The organism is Rhizobium sp. A37_96 (assembly GCF_053521765.1).
Map to the genome: position 1 here is coordinate 23,455 of NZ_JBNWDS010000012.1, position 14,379 is coordinate 37,833.

The following is a 14,379-nucleotide window of genomic DNA, read 5'->3' on the forward strand; positions in this document are numbered from 1 at the left end:
ACAGGGAAGCCTCTAGCCAGTTTCAGAGCACACCGAGGCCGAAGCCTATCAGTGAGAAGTCATATATCTTAGCTCACCGCGATATTGCAGCATCCCATCGCCAGCCGCCCAGCGACTGTCCCAAACACCGGATCATCGAACAACCATCGCTCAAGCCGCAGCGGAGACCGCGAAAACAATCATGCCGCGACAAGCAGGAAAGGACGTTGCTCTCAGCTCACGGGTTTGCGCCATGCGCCGTATTGCGGGCGCGAGCAACCCAGGCTGCACCCGCGCGACCGTGATGGAAGCCGTTCGACAGGGGCGCCGTCGGATAAATTGCACGCAACCGCGTGATCGCCTCTTCGGCATCCAGTACGTCATCGAGCACGGCGCGATAGAGCCCCGCGACCGCCACCATATCGCAGTCCTGCGGAGACAAACGTATCGACGAGACGCCGCAGTCGATGAGGCTGGCGAGTTCGCCAAGAAGCGACTGACAGGTGTGCGACACGGTCTGCACACCATTCAGCGCCAGGAAGGACTGCCGGTCGAGGGTTTTCACCGGCAGCCCGTCGGGATCTTCTCCACAGACGAACATGCAATTGTCCTTGGTTCTGCCCTTGGATCTGGCGTGGGCGCATCGCGCCGAGATGGCGAGCGGCGTCCGGCCGAAGGCGAAGATCTCAAATTCGATTTCGGGACCGTCGGCAATGATCCTTTCGACGGAGGAGAACGGCAATTCCGGCGGCAGACAGATGGAGGTCGCGCCGCGGCCGGCCAGCAGCCTGGCGGTCGCCGCATTATAGACGTTCACCAGAGGCCCGATTCTGTGCGGTTTTTCATTCAGCAGCCCGAGGGCGGAGAGATCGTTGGCTTCGATCGGATACTCGCTGTCCGAGACGAGTTCCCGGATCTGCCGGCTTTCCCGTTCCAGGGTCACGAGCGACAGTGTCGACAGGATCACGGTCTTGCCGGCGGCCTCCAGCCGTTCAATGACTTCAGCGATATGGGCCTCGATGAAATGCTGACGCTTGGAACAGATGGTTTCGCCAATAACCACCCGTTCCACCGGCGCCTCATCGGCGATTCGGAAATGGAAATCTCGCCATTTCGGCCCGTCCCAGAGATAGTAGACGGGTCCCATGGTCAGGGACGGCGATGTGATGCGGCTCATGTTCACCTCCAACGCTTCTCGTAGGCGCCCGATGTCGTCTTCTGGCCCTCGCTCAGATTGCGTAGGCGAGCGAGGAGGGGAGTTCTCTGGGCTGGCGCCGACGACAGGGCTTTTCTCAATGTCGAGACGACTTCGGCAACATAGGCCTTGCCGCGTTGCCGGCCCTCGATCTTCAACGCGCTGACGCCTGCAGCTGCAAGCGCATCGATCTCCCCCATCACATCCAGGGAGACCGGATCCTCGAAAGCATAGGCCGGACTATCGGCAATATCGAAGCGGCCTTTGCACAGAGTGGGATAACCGGCTGCCTCGCCGGCGGGGAAGCGATTGATCGTATAGTTCCCGAGCTCGGAAACGAGGTCGTTGCCGTCCTGGCGGTAACGCACTTGGCCGGCCGGCGAGCAGACGCCATTCATGTTGGGCGACTTCCCCGTCGCATAGGAGGAGAGAGAGCAGCGCCCCTCGGCCATGACGCAGAGCCCGCCGAACACGAAGACCTCGATCTCGCAACGGATCTGCGGCGCAATGCGGGCGATGTCGGCGATCGTGAGCGTCCTTGGCAGGACAATCCGCCTGGCATTGAACGCGTCGACAAGAAAATTGATCGCATCGGCGTTCGAGGCGGATGCCTGAACCGACACATGCAGTCTTTGTTCGGGGTAGCGCTCTGCCACATGTGCCATCAAGCCGAAGTCGGCCACGATGAGTGCATCAGCGCCGAGCGATACGGCATCCGCGGCGCCTCGGTACCACAGGTCCTCGTCTCCAGCGCGCATGAAAGTGTTCAGGGCGACCAAGGTCTGCGCATCGTGGCGGCGGGCATAGGCAATCGCTTCGCGCAGTTCGGCGCGGGTGAAGTTGAGGCCGGGAAAATTACGGGCATTGGTCTCGTCGCGGAAGCCGCAATAAACAGCGTCGGCGCCCGCATCGACGGCCTCGTGGAAGGCGGCCGGCGTTCCGGCTGGACAGATCAGTTCCATGCGGAGACCTCCTCGACGAGGACCCGTCGGCGAACATCCGCCGCCAACCTTCCGAACAAGGGCGCGAAGGGGCCTGCCAGGCCGGAAAGGTCGCGCGGCAGATCGACGCCGGCGTCATCGAGCGTATTGCGCATGGCGACCATGGCTTCCATGTCGCCAGTGACGGCAAGGTCACGCGAGAAGAACAAGGCATCGGCATCGCTGCGACCTTCGAGTAGCGCCAGCAGCATGAAAAGCGGCCCTTCGACGGATGCATCCACAGGGTTCGGCAGCAAAGGCTTGCGGACGACGCTGATCGCCAGTCGTGCCGGCTCCACCACAAAGACAAGCGGCAGTTCGGCCGGCAGGAAAGCGAAGCGCTTTGTCCTATGTTCCCCCAAGCGCTCGAACAGTTCGGGATGCTTTTTCAGGAGCCGGCGGAAAAGCATTCCCGTGCCACGTTCGATTGCTGCAAGCGGCATATAAGTCAAGGGAATGGCGAGGAGGCGTGGAAGTTCCATGGTTGCATATCCTGCTTAAACGCCGGTATAGGCTATCTGCCGCGATGGCATCCGTGTTTGCGCCAACGCAAAGAGCAGCGATGGTTGGCGGAGAGGGAATTGCTTCGTGTCCTTTCCGCTCGTGCATTGCAGACACCTTCCCCGGGCAGCGGTGAAATTCCATTGTTGTTTGCGGTGCGGCAAAGAAGGACGAGGCCGATGGCCATAATGCGGACCGGCCGGGAATGAATTGCGGCGTCTCGGCATGAGGCCGGCATTCTGCGGAGTTGTCGTTCATGCGTTTGTCCGATGTCGCGATCACGAAGAGAATTCTGCTCTCCGTCTGTCTGCCGCTCCTGGTCGTTGCGGGGCTTTCCTATGACAGGCTCGACCGGAGCTTCGTCGCCTACCGCACCGCCGATCACCTTGTCGATGTTACGGCCTATATCTCGAACATTGCCGACGCCATCCATCAATTGCAGACCGAACGCGGTGAGAGCGCGACGCTGCTTGGCCGGAAGGCAGCAGGCACATCGGATCGCTTGAAGAGCACACGGCTCGATTTCGACCGGCTGGCTTCGATGGTTGCTCGGACTGGGAGGGCGTTCGAGAATGGGGGCCAACGAACCGGCATCGGTCCAGAGGAATTCACGAAGCTGACCGAATTTCGCCGGCAAGTCGATGGTGGCGCAGTGACATCGGATGAAAGCTATCTGTTCTACACTCGCCTGATCGGTCGGTTTCTCGATATTTCACATGCTCTGGCCGCGCAGGATACAGCCGGTGAGATGGCTGCGCAGATCGACGGCTACAATCAACTTTCAGGCGCCAAGGAATTTGCCGGCGAGGAACGTGCGCTCGGCAATGCCGCAATCTCGTCAAGGCATATCGATGCGGCCACAATCCTAAAGTTCTCGTCGCTCTATGGCGGGCAGGCCATCCTTCTCGATGAATTCAGGGCGACCAATCCTGCGCTTGCAGACGAAATCGAGGCTGTCGGTCCGGACCGCGAGACTGCGCTGGCATCGATGCGCCGGCGCCTGCTCGTCGCCGGCACGGACGTCGATCTTTCGGGCTGGGACGCAGCGCAATGGCATGCCGCCGCAACCGAACGTATCGATGCCCTGCATGTCCTCGAAGGTAAGGTGCTGGCATCCCTTCGCGCAGATGCCGCCGGCCGGGCGCAGCGCGAGCTGAGAACCCTCATATTTGCTGGCACCATCCTTGGTCTGGCCACCGGCCTAGCCCTGCTGCTGTCGATCTCGATAGGGCTTGGTGTGGTTCGTCCGTTGAAACAGCTGACGAAAACGGTGGAGCAGCTCGCCAAGGGGGAAGCGGACGAAGCATCGGTTGCTCTCGACTCCCGAGACGAAATCGGCGCATTGGCACGCGCCGTCGATCATGCCATCGAGGCAGCCCGCCTGCGGCTGACTCTTGGGCAAGAGGAGGAGGTGCGCCATCTCGCGCAAAAGCAGATGGAGGCGGCAATTGTCGAGCAAGAACGGGCTGCTCGCTCCGGCGAACTCGAACAGGCGTTGCACGAACTGAACCGTGGGCTCCGGGAGTTGGCCAGTGGCAATCTGCGCTATCGTATCGACCAGGAACTGGCTTCAGGCCTGGAACCGCTTCGGTTGACATACAATCAATCGACCGAAGCATTGGAGTGCCTTGTACTCCTTGCCGGCAACAATGCCCGATCGATCGACGCAGCTTGCACCAGCCTGCATGCGGCAGCAGAAGATCTTGCCCGCAGGACCGCCGGTCAGGCTGCGGCTCTTGAAGAGGCCGCGGCAGCCTTGGAGGAAGTCGTAACGGCGGTGAAGATGTCCGCCAATGGAGCCGACGAGGCAAAGAAATCCGTCGACATTGCCCGTTCCGATACCTCGGAGGCGACCAGGATCGTCGGTGACACTATCGCCGCTATGCAGGCGATCGCCAGGTCCTCCAGCCAGATCGGGCAGATTATCGGAGTTATCGACGAGATCGCCTTCCAGACCAATTTGCTGGCACTCAACGCCGGCGTTGAGGCGGCCCGGGCCGGAGAAGCGGGCAAGGGATTTGCGGTGGTCGCCCAGGAGGTACGTGAACTTGCCCAACGTTCTGCGGCTGCCGCACGAGAGATCAAGGTCTTGGTCGAGCAAGCATCGAGAGATGTTGCAGGCGGTGTCGCGCTGGTCGGTGAGGCCGGCGAGGCGCTTGGCGGCATCGAGGGGCACGTTCAGATGATAAGCCAGCAGATCAGTGCGATCGCACGGTCGTCGACCGAGCAATCCGTCGCCCTAGGGCAAATCACATCGACTGTGGGCCAGCTCGACCAGATCACGCAGCAGAACGCATCCATGGTCGAGCGGACAAATGCCGCTACCCGGTCGCTTGCGGGGCAGGCCGAGGATCTCAGGATCCAGCTCGGTGCGTTTCGGACTGGACAACAGCCTGCATCCGGCAAGGCACCTCAGAGACTTGCCGTCGCTTGAGGCGGGCGACGCCATCGCCTTCACCACCCGCAGGAACCACACAAGTATCAATCAGGCAAGGACTTCGCGCCTTTCGGCCTCCGCCACCAGGAGCGTCTCGATGATGAGTTTTTCCGAGAAAACGTGCCTGCGGACACTTTCCTGGAAACCCTGGAGCATGTAGCGAGCCTGTCCCACGCCCTGCGGCCGATTGCCCTTTTCCGCGATCGCTTTCAGGGCTAACGATACCTCTTCACAAGCCAGCACGTCGCAGCGATGCTCAGCCTTCAGGCGCTCGATCAATGTCGCTGCAAAATGGGAGCCGGCATTCCGGTCGAAATCCGGAAACAGGATGCGCTCTTCCATCTGGTGGGCGCGTCGCAGAAGCTGCACCATCGTCTGCGACGCGCTCAGGCAGGCATCGTTGTCCACTTCTCCAGGAAGTGAAAACGCGATCTCCTCCAGGGTGAGACAGAGCGCCAGCAGCGACTCGTGGTTTCCTTCGAGCTCAGCGAGATCGCGTGCGTTCAGTCTTTGGCCTGCGGACATATCCATTTCCTCACTGGAATGCATGCGGCGGGCTTCATCGGTGCACAAGAATAATCGGAATGCGACGTCGCCATGCCGGACGCACAGCATGAAGGAGGTCGCCGTGCGGTTCTTTGTGCCGTCGCAAACAACCGAGAAGGTCAGGCGCAGGAGGGTGAGAGGGGCCATCGGACGGAAGGGGGTCGCTCGTCCGGTGTCTGCTCTCTCCCCCATGATCCCGGAGGTCGCGCTTCACCACGTACGAACGTGATGGCTTCGTTCTGCACCTTGCCCTCGTTGTTGAGGGTAGCGCGTACACGCGGTTTCCGATGCCCACGCTCAGCCGGCAGGTGCCGTTGTCATCGCCTTCGCCTCGCTCGACCGCGTTTGCCACCAGCCCCTGTCGTATTCGTTGCCGAAAGTCTTTGCCTGACAGCCCGAAGCGACTGGCGACTTCACAAGACTCCAGCATGACGTCTCCGTCGGGTCGCGTTCTATATGCGTTGCTCTTCTTTCCGCCGGCGATTTTCTGACGCCTGCTGGCGCTGCTCTTTCGTCAATGCGCCGGAGAGGCGCTGAATACCGGTCTGGGGGCCGGACCATGCAATGCCGGTATATAAGCCCAGAGGAAACATGCCCATCCCGCGATCCAGCACACGGCGGCAGCAATGATGGGGTCGAATTCCGTCTCGACTATCCATCCTGCAAGGATTCGCAGCAACGCCGACAGGAAGACGAAAGCAAAGGCGAAATGCATTTTGCGATTGAGCACGAGAACGTCTCCCTGGCGGATCATCGCCGCCCGCATCATGAAGGCGAGCATCATCGTTCCCATGGCTCCCATCGTAACGGCATGCAGAGCGACACCCAGCGGCACCTTGCCGGGATAGACATGCGCAACACCGATGAGGATGAGGCTTGCGGGTGTCCATGCGAAGGCGACGTGCAGGATGAAAAGCGCCGGATATCGGCGAGCACACAGACTTTGCCATCCGCTCATGCGCAAGAAGAGCATCAGACCCGCTAGGATGAGCAGAAGTCCTGCCACAGCCTGTCGCCCTGCTGCTGCAAGTCCCGCAGCAGCGGGAATGGCCATCAGTGCAGGATAGGACAATGCGGACCAATCGCGAAACGGTCTTTCGACGTCTGTGCGGTCGAGCCATGCGCGGGTAAACGCAGGCGTCGCGCGACCACCGACCAGAACGATCAGCATGACGAACATCAGAGGCACCGTGCTCGGACCGATGGTGTCGCCCACAGGATTTGTGACCTGACGGGACAGGATCGCGGTCAGGCCAAGCGCTGCCGTACCGAGCGGCGCCCATGCGCGACCGCGGCACCGGTCTCTGGCGGAGGCGATTCCACATGCCAGAATGACGGTCAGGGCGAAGAAATAGGCTGAAGCTCCCAACGTCTCGACGATAGGCGGCAGGTGTCTCGAAAATGCAGTCGATAGGCGGGATAGGCACCAGAGGAGGGTGACGAACAGAGTGACGGAAGACGAAACCGGACCGCGTTTCGTCCATGCGGCCAGCGCGGTGAGGAGATAGCCTCCCACCGCGGCGCCACCCATGCCGAATAGAAGTTCGCGGCTATGCCACGCGATCTTGTCGGGAACGATCTCGCGCGGGAGGAGCCAGACGGAGGGTGCGACAATCGCCCAGAGTCCCGTGGCCAGGAACAGAGGACGGTGCGGCGCCTGCCAGAGGCATCTCATCGCTTCCGGCATGGCCTCCCCCGGCTACGCAACGGCTCGAAGCGCGGAAACAGGACCGCGTTCTCGATATGCATGTGGACAACGAGATCGTCGGTGAACTTGCGCAGCCCCGTATAGAGCGCGGTCCATGAGCCGCAAGCGCCCTGCGGCAGTGCAAGGCCGTGCGTGACGTGTTCGATCATCTGCAGATGCTGCGCCTCCTCGTCATGCTCGTGCCGCATTTTCGCGATCGGACCTGCAATCGTCGGGCTTCCCCCTTGTTGCATCATCGGAAAGACAACCTGCTCCTCCCGCGCCATATGGTTTTCGAGGCTATCCTGCAGCTTTGTCCGTATCTCTCAAAGCCCGACCGGTGCGGAAGCATGGGTGCCATGTACGCTTTCCACCTTCTGCGCCAGGGGAATGAGCCAGGCGAGCTCTTCGCGGTGTGCCGCGTGATATCGCATGAGGATATGGGCGATGAGCGCCGATGTCTCATCCAGCGTTTCGCCTGGCTGCATGCTCGGGGGCCTCCAGCTCCGCAATCAGAGCCGCGGGAGCGAGCCCTGCCTGCCTGGCTGCTTGGGAAAGCGGGATGTCCCCGCCGCAGAAGCTGATATCGTGGCGCTGGAAGAGCTGGGTGGCTCCCGCAGTTCCGCAGCGAGCGCGGCGACTGTCTTGTCCAGGTTAAATTCGGTCATGATTTTCTCCTTGGGTGTGATGTTCAAGATCGCTCGAGGACTTCATGGCGAAGCCTCCCCGAGGCCGAGGGAGGTCCATATCCGGTCGACCCTTGCGACGATTTCGGGAGACATGCCGAGAACCCGGCCCCATTCCCGCTCTGTTTCCGGGCCGATCTTCGTTGTGGCATCGAGGCCCAGCTTGCCGCCGAGCCCCGATTGCTGGGACGCGAAATCGAGGTAGTCGATGGGGGTCCTATCCACCACCATCAGATCGCGGCTGGCGTCGAAACGGGTGGAAAGCGCCCAGATCACATCGGGCCAGCTTCTGACATCGATATCGGGATCCACGGCAATGATGAGCTTCGTGTAGCTGAACTGCGGCAAGGTGGACCACAGCCCCATCATGATGCGGCGTGCCTGGCCAGGATAGCGCTTGTCGATCGAGACGATCATCGCCCTGTAGGAGCAGGCTTCCGGCGGAAGCCAGAGGTCACGGATCTCCGGAAACTGCCGTTTGATCAGCGGTATGTAGAGATCGTTCATCGCCTCCCCGAGCCGTGACGGTTCGTCAGGCGGGCGACCGGTATAGGTCGAGAGATAAAGAGGTTCGTGGCGCATGGTGATCGCCGAAAGCGAGACAACCGGAAAAGCCTCGACGGCGTTATAATATCCGGTGTGGTCGCCGTAAGGTCCTTCCTCCGCCACTTCGGTAGCCGACACCATGCCTTCGAGAACGATTTCCGCCTCTGCTGGAATGGGGAGCGGCACCGACAGCGCGGTTGCGATTTCCTGTCGCCGGCCTTTGAGCAGTCCTGCGAAACGCAGCTCGCTCATGGTGTCGGGCAACGGCATGACCGCAGCAAGGATCGTGGCGGGGTCAGCACCGACGACCACCGCGACCGGCATGTCCCGGCCGAGGCCCTGCCACATCCGATGGTGCCTTGCGCCACCCCGGTGCGCAAGCCAGCGCATGATCAGGCGATCGCTGCCGAGTTTCTGCATCCGGTAGACGCCGACATTGATGTCGTCAGGATCATCCGGCGCCCGGGTGATCACCAGCGGCCAGGTCACAAGGGGTGCCGGTTCGCCCGGCCAGCAGGACTGGATCGGCAACCGGTCGAGGTCTATTTCCGGCCCTTGCCAGACGATTTCCTGGCAGGGCAGGCGCGACACTGACCGGGTGTTCAGCGAAAGTGCGGCCTTGAGGTGCGGAAGTTTCAGCCAGGCGTCGCGAACCGATCGCGGCGGACGCGGCTCGCGAAGGTCACTCAGAAAGGCAGCAAGCCCAGGAAGTCCGCCCGCTTTGAGCCCGAGACCCCATTCGATCCGTTCGCGGGTACCGAAGAGGTTCGCTACGAGCGGCATCGGGTGAATGTTGCCGAAGGCGTTGACCGGTTTTTCGAAGAGCAGCGCCGGCCCATGATCCGCCAGGACCCGCCGATGAATTTCGGTGATCTCGTGGACCAGTGACACGGGCTGGGATACCCGCTTCAGCTGCCCTCTGCTTTCGAGGAGGCTGACGAAATCCCGTAGACCGGAGTAGCGACGGGGAATGGCGATATCTTCTTTCATCGCCGTGCTATGCGCAAGGAGACGACGGTCGTCTTTGAGCTGCCGCAAACAGCCTGGTCTCGGTCCACATTGCGGCGAGAGAGGTCCGCGACTGGAGCCTCTGGCTGTTTGCGGCAGCTCAAAGACAGTGTTGCTTCTACCGATCAGAGACATCGCATGAATGATGCGCTCGTCATCCAGCGCTTCAGATACCCAGGAATTCATGGCCATGTTCAATCAGCAAGAGCACTTTCTATCGCCGACGGTTTCTCTCATTTACGACATCACGGAGATCCATAGGCGGGCACTTCGCGAAGGGGGATCTGCCTTGTGTACCGGGACCGACCGCCGATGGGGTCCGGTGACTATGACGACGCCGGTCTGTATTGATCGCCTCCGGGCTGCCGTCCTACTCGAAGGAGCCATCCGATGAAGCCTGCGCGTGTTGTTGTCGGTATAACGGGTGCTTCGGGCGCCGCCATTGCCGTTCGGATCATTGAGCTCTTGGTTGAGGCGGGACAAGTTGAAATCCATTTGGTGGTTTCGGAGGCGGCTCGGCGAACACTCGAGCATGAGGTCGGACCTGAAGCGCTCGATGGAATCCTAGCATTGGTCTCCCGTAGCCACGCAATCGGAAATATTGGAGCAACGATCGCCAGCGGGTCGTTCAGGACCGCGGGCATGATCGTGGCTCCCTGTTCCATGAGGGCATTGGCGGCAATAGCGACCGGCGTTGCAGACGATCTCCTCGTCAGGGCTGCCGACGTCCATCTCAAGGAGCGCCGCAGGCTCATTCTCATGACGCGTGAGACGCCGTTGCATCTCGGACATCTTCGCAACATGTGCAGCGCTACCGAAATGGGAGCTATCATCATGCCACCGGTTCCGGCGTTCTACCGTTGCCCGACGACCGCAGCAGAGATCGTGGACCATCTTGCGGCGCGCGCCATCGATCTGCTCGATCTTCCGATGGAGCGCTTTGCAGGGGAATGGGGTGGAGTCTGATATCAAGCGGCTGCGGGCGCGCCGGGCGGATAGCCGGCTCCGCTCACCGGAAACCGGAAAGAGCGAGCAGCAGCGGTTCCACGCCGAAAAGCTGACCGTGCCCGCCGCCAAGCAACCATGCCGTCAGGGCGGCCGCTACAAGCGCGGCGGAGGTCATTGCCCCGTCGATCCCGAAATGCGCGCGGCCGGAAAGGATCGCCACGAAGGGCAGTACCGAAGTGCCTGCGGCTGCGGTCTTCCAATCCGTCCCCAACCGTTTGCGAGCTCGCCTGTCGAGAAGGAAGAGCCCGGCCAGCGAAAAGGCGGTAAACCCGCCAAAGAGGATCAACGAGCGAAGATCGCCGTTCGGCACGATATGACCTGCTGACCAGAGGGAAAAACCCCAGAGGACGGGATGGCGGGTGATGGCGGTGACCGATCCGGCCCCGTCTCCCGACCGAATGGAGATCGACAGCGGGTTGCGGCTGAATAGGCCTGCCAGCACGAAAAAGATGCCGACTGGTGCCGCAACGAGCGTGATCCATGCCTGCCAAGGGGCCGGTTCCCAGAGCGGAATGTAATCAATTGCGAGCGCCGCGTGGGAGAGCCATGCGAGGAGGACAATGGACACCAGCGAGTACAGGCCGAGATAGGCCCGTCGGCCAAAGCGTCGAATGAGGCGCCCGCGCACGGCCGGAACGGCGGGAAGGGAATGCATCAGCAGGAAAGCGCTGAAAGCTGACAAAAATTGCACCATGTTTCTCAATCCTTGCTGCTGTCGGGGTAACGGAGACCTGCCCGCCGTCTAGCGGTCCAGGAGGAGAACGGCGGCGATCGCCACGGAAAACAATACCGCCGAAACCGCGCCGCCCCGTTGAAGGACCCCCATCCTGTAAAGGCCAAGCGCGAAGATGATGATAATAGGCGTGGCGATCGAAAGACCGATTTGCGCGTCCGTCATGTCATACTCCATGGTTGCAGCGAACCTAGTCCCGCATCGCTCCCTGTCTTTGCGTCTGCGCAAAGAAGTTCCCCTGTGAGGAGCCTATGTCGCCTTCGGTACGAATACGGAGGAAGGCATGAGTCAGGCGGCCCTTCAAGACGCTGGAGACGATCCGGCGGACGAACTCCTGTTGTGGATCCTCGTCTGGAGCGAGCTCGTCGCTTTCGGGGTGCTCTTCGGCGCATTCCTGGTGACGGCGCTGCTGCAACAATCAGTCTTTGCGGCCGCACGGCTGCATCTCAACCCGGAGCTTGCCGCCCTCAACACGATCATCCTGTTGACCAGCGGATGGCAGGCCGCACTGGCTGCCCGCACCGGGGCGTCCCACCGCCAGAGCCGGCGGGCTCTGCTCTTTGCGGCACTGCTTGGTCTTGCCTTCGCACTCGTCAAGGTCGCCGAATATGCCGGCGAGCTTCCGTTCGCCGGCGATCCATCGTTCGGCTCCTTCTTCGAGCTCTATTTACTCACCACCGGCTTTCATCTTCTGCACGTCCTATTCGGTGCATTCGTCTTGCTGCTGGTCGCCTGGCGGCCGAGCAGGTCCAACATCACGCTCATCACCACGCTGTGGCATGTGATCGACCTCGTCTGGGTCGTCATGTTCCCGCTCGTCTATCTGGCCTGACCTTCATGATCCATTGCAGTCCCGGGCGGTTGAACCGCGTCTATTTCCAGCTCATCGTCCTTGCGGGTGCAGCGGTCCTTCTGTCCGGTCTGGCCGGAGACGCGGTCCTCGTGCTCTCCGCCATTTTTCTACTCGGCCTGCTGAAGACCAAGCTGATCGTCCTTGATTTTCTCGGCATGCGCGAAAGGTCGACACCTATGCGCATGGCACTTCTGGCCTGGCCCGCACTGTTCGCCTTTGCCGCCATCGCAACGGCGGTCCTCGTCGATGCGCGGATCGGTGGCTGACGTCCATCTGTCTGCTGTTTGCCAATGCGCAAAGAACGGCAGGCCCGGTCGCCTCAAAACATCTCTGCCGAGGATGCGAAACGGTGTTCGCCCGGCATCGAAAGGACCACGGGATGACAGAACGCCTTACCAAATCGGGAGCCCGCAATGTCTTCTACGGCGGCTCCATTTTCTTCTTCGTCATCTTCGTCGGGCTGACGGCGCACAGCCATTATTATATAAGAACCGTCTCTACCGACGAGACAACCCTGACGGCTTCCGTCGCGCACGGCAAGAAAGTCTGGGAAAAGAACGCCTGCATCAACTGCCATACGCTGGTCGGCGAGGGCGCCTATTTCGCGCCCGAGCTCGGCAATGTCTGGAAGCGCTGGGGCGGGGACACCGATCCGGAAGGGGCGCGCGAGACGCTGAAGGCCTGGATGGCGGCACAGCCTTCCGGCGTGGAGGGCCGCAGGCAGATGCCGCAGTTCCACCTGACGGACCAGGAACTGAACGACCTTGCCGATTTCCTCGAATGGACCAGCCGCATCAAGACGCAGGGCTGGCCGCCGAACGACGCGGGCTGAGCGATCTCAAAGGAGAAGGAAATGAAATACCAAACCCAGAAGGTCGCGATGCTCTATTTCTACGGAGCGCTTGGCCTCTTTCTTGCACAGATCCTTTTCGGGGTTCTCGCCGGCACGATCTATGTTCTGCCCAATACGCTGTCCGAACTCCTGCCGTTCAATATCGTGCGCATGATCCATACCAATGCGCTGATCGTCTGGCTGCTGATGGGGTTCATGGGGTCGACCTACTATCTCCTGCCGGAGGAGGCGGAGACCGAGCTCTACAGCACGAAGATCGCCGTCGTTCAGTTCTGGCTTTTCCTGATTGCCGCGGCCCTCGCGGTCATCGGTTACCTCTTCCACATTCATGAGGGCCGGGAATTCCTCGAACAGCCCTTTCCCATCAAGGTCGGCATCGTCGTCGTGGCGCTGATGTTCCTCTTCAACGTGACGCTGACGGTGCTCAAGGGCCGCAAGACGACGGTGACCAATATCCTGATCTTCGGGCTGTGGGGCGTGGCGATCTTCTTCCTCTTCGCTTTCTACAATCCGGCCAATCTGGCGCTGGACAAGATGTACTGGTGGTATGTCGTGCATCTGTGGGTCGAAGGCGTGTGGGAACTGATCATGGCGTCGGTCCTCGCTTTCCTGATGATCAAGCTCAACGGCATCGACCGCGAGGTCGTGGAGAAGTGGCTCTATGTCATCGTCGGGCTGGCGCTCTTTTCCGGCATCCTCGGCACCGGCCACCACTATTACTGGATCGGCGCGCCGGGCTACTGGCAGTGGATCGGTTCGCTATTCTCAACGCTCGAGGTCGCGCCGTTCTTCACCATGGTCATCTTCACCTTCGTCATGACGTGGAAGGCCGGACGCAAGCATCCGAACAGGGCCGCTCTCCTCTGGTCGATCGGCTGCTCGGTGATGGCCTTCTTCGGCGCCGGCGTCTGGGGCTTCCTGCACACGCTCTCGGCAGTGAACTACTATACACACGGTACGCAGTTGACGGCCGCCCACGGACATCTCGCCTTCTTCGGCGCCTATGTGATGCTCAATCTCGCCATGATGGCCTATGCCTTCCCGGAGATCCGCGGGCGGGCGCCCTACAATCAGTGGCTTTCGATCGCGAGCTTCTGGCTGATGTGCACGGCAATGTCGGTCATGACCTTCGCACTGACCTTTGCGGGCATTCTGCAGGCGCACCTGCAGCGCGTCCTCGGCGAAAGCTTCATGGAGGTGCAGGACCAGCTCGCCCTCTTCTACTGGATCCGCCTGGGATCGGGCGTCTTCGTGCTGATTTCGGTCCTGATGTTCCTTTGGGCGATCTTCGTTCCCGGCAGGGAGCGCCGGGGAAACACTGCCCGGATCGCCCAGCCCGCGGAATGACCAGCGCGGCCCCACGATGT

15 protein-coding genes and 1 pseudogene are annotated in these 14,379 nt (G+C 61.1%); 6 read left to right on the forward strand and 10 right to left on the reverse strand.

Going from position 1 to position 14,379, the window contains the following annotated elements:
• Positions 1–217: 217 nt before the first annotated feature.
• Genes ubiV through ubiT form a run of 3 tightly spaced genes read right to left on the reverse strand, consistent with a single transcriptional unit; the run spans position 218 to position 2,636 of the window.
• The gene (ubiV, locus tag ACQZ6J_RS24265; RefSeq protein WP_449085947.1) at positions 218–1,156 is read right to left on the reverse strand and encodes a ubiquinone anaerobic biosynthesis protein UbiV; all 939 of its coding nucleotides are present in this window, start codon (positions 1,154–1,156) and stop codon (positions 218–220) included.
• 2 nt (positions 1,157–1,158) lie between these two features.
• Positions 1,159–2,136 (reverse strand): ubiquinone anaerobic biosynthesis protein UbiU, encoded by a 978-nt coding sequence (gene ubiU / locus ACQZ6J_RS24270; RefSeq protein ID WP_449085948.1) that lies wholly within the window; start codon positions 2,134–2,136, stop codon positions 1,159–1,161.
• Positions 2,127–2,636 (reverse strand): ubiquinone anaerobic biosynthesis accessory factor UbiT, encoded by a 510-nt coding sequence (ubiT, locus tag ACQZ6J_RS24275; RefSeq protein ID WP_449085949.1) that lies wholly within the window; start codon positions 2,634–2,636, stop codon positions 2,127–2,129. Before ubiT ends, ubiU begins: the two co-directional genes overlap by 10 nt.
• A 275-nt stretch (positions 2,637–2,911) precedes the next feature.
• Between ubiT and ACQZ6J_RS24280 the strand changes: the two genes are divergently transcribed.
• Complete coding sequence (locus ACQZ6J_RS24280; RefSeq protein ID WP_449085950.1) at positions 2,912–5,089, forward strand: methyl-accepting chemotaxis protein; 2,178 nt, start codon at positions 2,912–2,914, stop codon at positions 5,087–5,089.
• A gap of 51 nt (positions 5,090–5,140) precedes the next feature.
• Here the strand turns inward: ACQZ6J_RS24280 and ACQZ6J_RS24285 are convergent, their stop codons facing one another.
• The 5 genes and pseudogenes from ACQZ6J_RS24285 to ACQZ6J_RS24305 form a co-directional block, all read right to left on the reverse strand.
• Positions 5,141–5,617, reverse strand: coding sequence for a hemerythrin domain-containing protein (locus ACQZ6J_RS24285; protein ID WP_449085951.1), 477 nt, complete (start codon positions 5,615–5,617; stop codon positions 5,141–5,143).
• A 34-nt stretch (positions 5,618–5,651) separates the two neighbouring features.
• A complete protein-coding gene (locus tag ACQZ6J_RS24290) occupies positions 5,652–6,068 on the reverse strand; it encodes a DUF6522 family protein (RefSeq protein ID WP_449085952.1) in 417 nt (138 codons plus the stop codon).
• Positions 6,069–6,152: 84 nt separating this feature from the next.
• Positions 6,153–7,325, reverse strand: coding sequence for an NnrS family protein (locus ACQZ6J_RS24295; RefSeq protein WP_449085953.1), 1,173 nt, complete (start codon positions 7,323–7,325; stop codon positions 6,153–6,155).
• Positions 7,310–7,993, reverse strand: a pseudogene (gene ric, locus ACQZ6J_RS24300) (iron-sulfur cluster repair di-iron protein). Before ric ends, ACQZ6J_RS24295 begins: the two are co-directional and overlap by 16 nt.
• A 42-nt stretch (positions 7,994–8,035) precedes the next feature.
• Positions 8,036–9,547, reverse strand: coding sequence for a UbiD family decarboxylase (locus tag ACQZ6J_RS24305; RefSeq protein ID WP_449085954.1), 1,512 nt, complete (start codon positions 9,545–9,547; stop codon positions 8,036–8,038).
• A gap of 408 nt (positions 9,548–9,955) precedes the next feature.
• On the opposite strand from ACQZ6J_RS24305, the gene ACQZ6J_RS24310 reads away from it, so the two are divergent.
• A complete protein-coding gene (locus tag ACQZ6J_RS24310) occupies positions 9,956–10,531 on the forward strand; it encodes a UbiX family flavin prenyltransferase (RefSeq protein ID WP_449085955.1) in 576 nt (191 codons plus the stop codon).
• A gap of 43 nt (positions 10,532–10,574) precedes the next feature.
• Here the strand turns inward: ACQZ6J_RS24310 and ACQZ6J_RS24315 are convergent, their stop codons facing one another.
• Positions 10,575–11,267 (reverse strand): NnrU family protein, encoded by a 693-nt coding sequence (locus ACQZ6J_RS24315; RefSeq protein WP_449085956.1) that lies wholly within the window; start codon positions 11,265–11,267, stop codon positions 10,575–10,577.
• Positions 11,268–11,315: 48 nt separating this feature from the next.
• On the reverse strand, positions 11,316–11,471 hold the full coding sequence (locus tag ACQZ6J_RS24320) for a hypothetical protein (RefSeq protein WP_449085957.1): 156 nt from the start codon (positions 11,469–11,471) through the stop codon (positions 11,316–11,318).
• A gap of 118 nt (positions 11,472–11,589) precedes the next feature.
• On the opposite strand from ACQZ6J_RS24320, the gene ACQZ6J_RS24325 reads away from it, so the two are divergent.
• From ACQZ6J_RS24325 to ACQZ6J_RS24340, 4 genes are all read left to right on the forward strand, one after another.
• Entirely contained in the window at positions 11,590–12,138 is a 549-nt protein-coding gene (locus ACQZ6J_RS24325) for a cytochrome c oxidase subunit 3 (protein WP_449085958.1), read from the forward strand.
• 5 nt (positions 12,139–12,143) lie between these two features.
• Complete coding sequence (locus ACQZ6J_RS24330) at positions 12,144–12,425, forward strand: cytochrome C oxidase subunit IV family protein (RefSeq protein WP_449085959.1); 282 nt, start codon at positions 12,144–12,146, stop codon at positions 12,423–12,425.
• Positions 12,426–12,538: 113 nt separating this feature from the next.
• Complete coding sequence (locus ACQZ6J_RS24335) at positions 12,539–12,991, forward strand: c-type cytochrome (protein ID WP_449085960.1); 453 nt, start codon at positions 12,539–12,541, stop codon at positions 12,989–12,991.
• A gap of 21 nt (positions 12,992–13,012) precedes the next feature.
• Positions 13,013–14,359, forward strand: a complete 1,347-nt coding sequence (locus tag ACQZ6J_RS24340) for a cbb3-type cytochrome c oxidase subunit I (protein WP_449085961.1) — start codon at positions 13,013–13,015, stop codon at positions 14,357–14,359.
• The last annotated feature ends 20 nt before the right edge of the window (positions 14,360–14,379 follow it).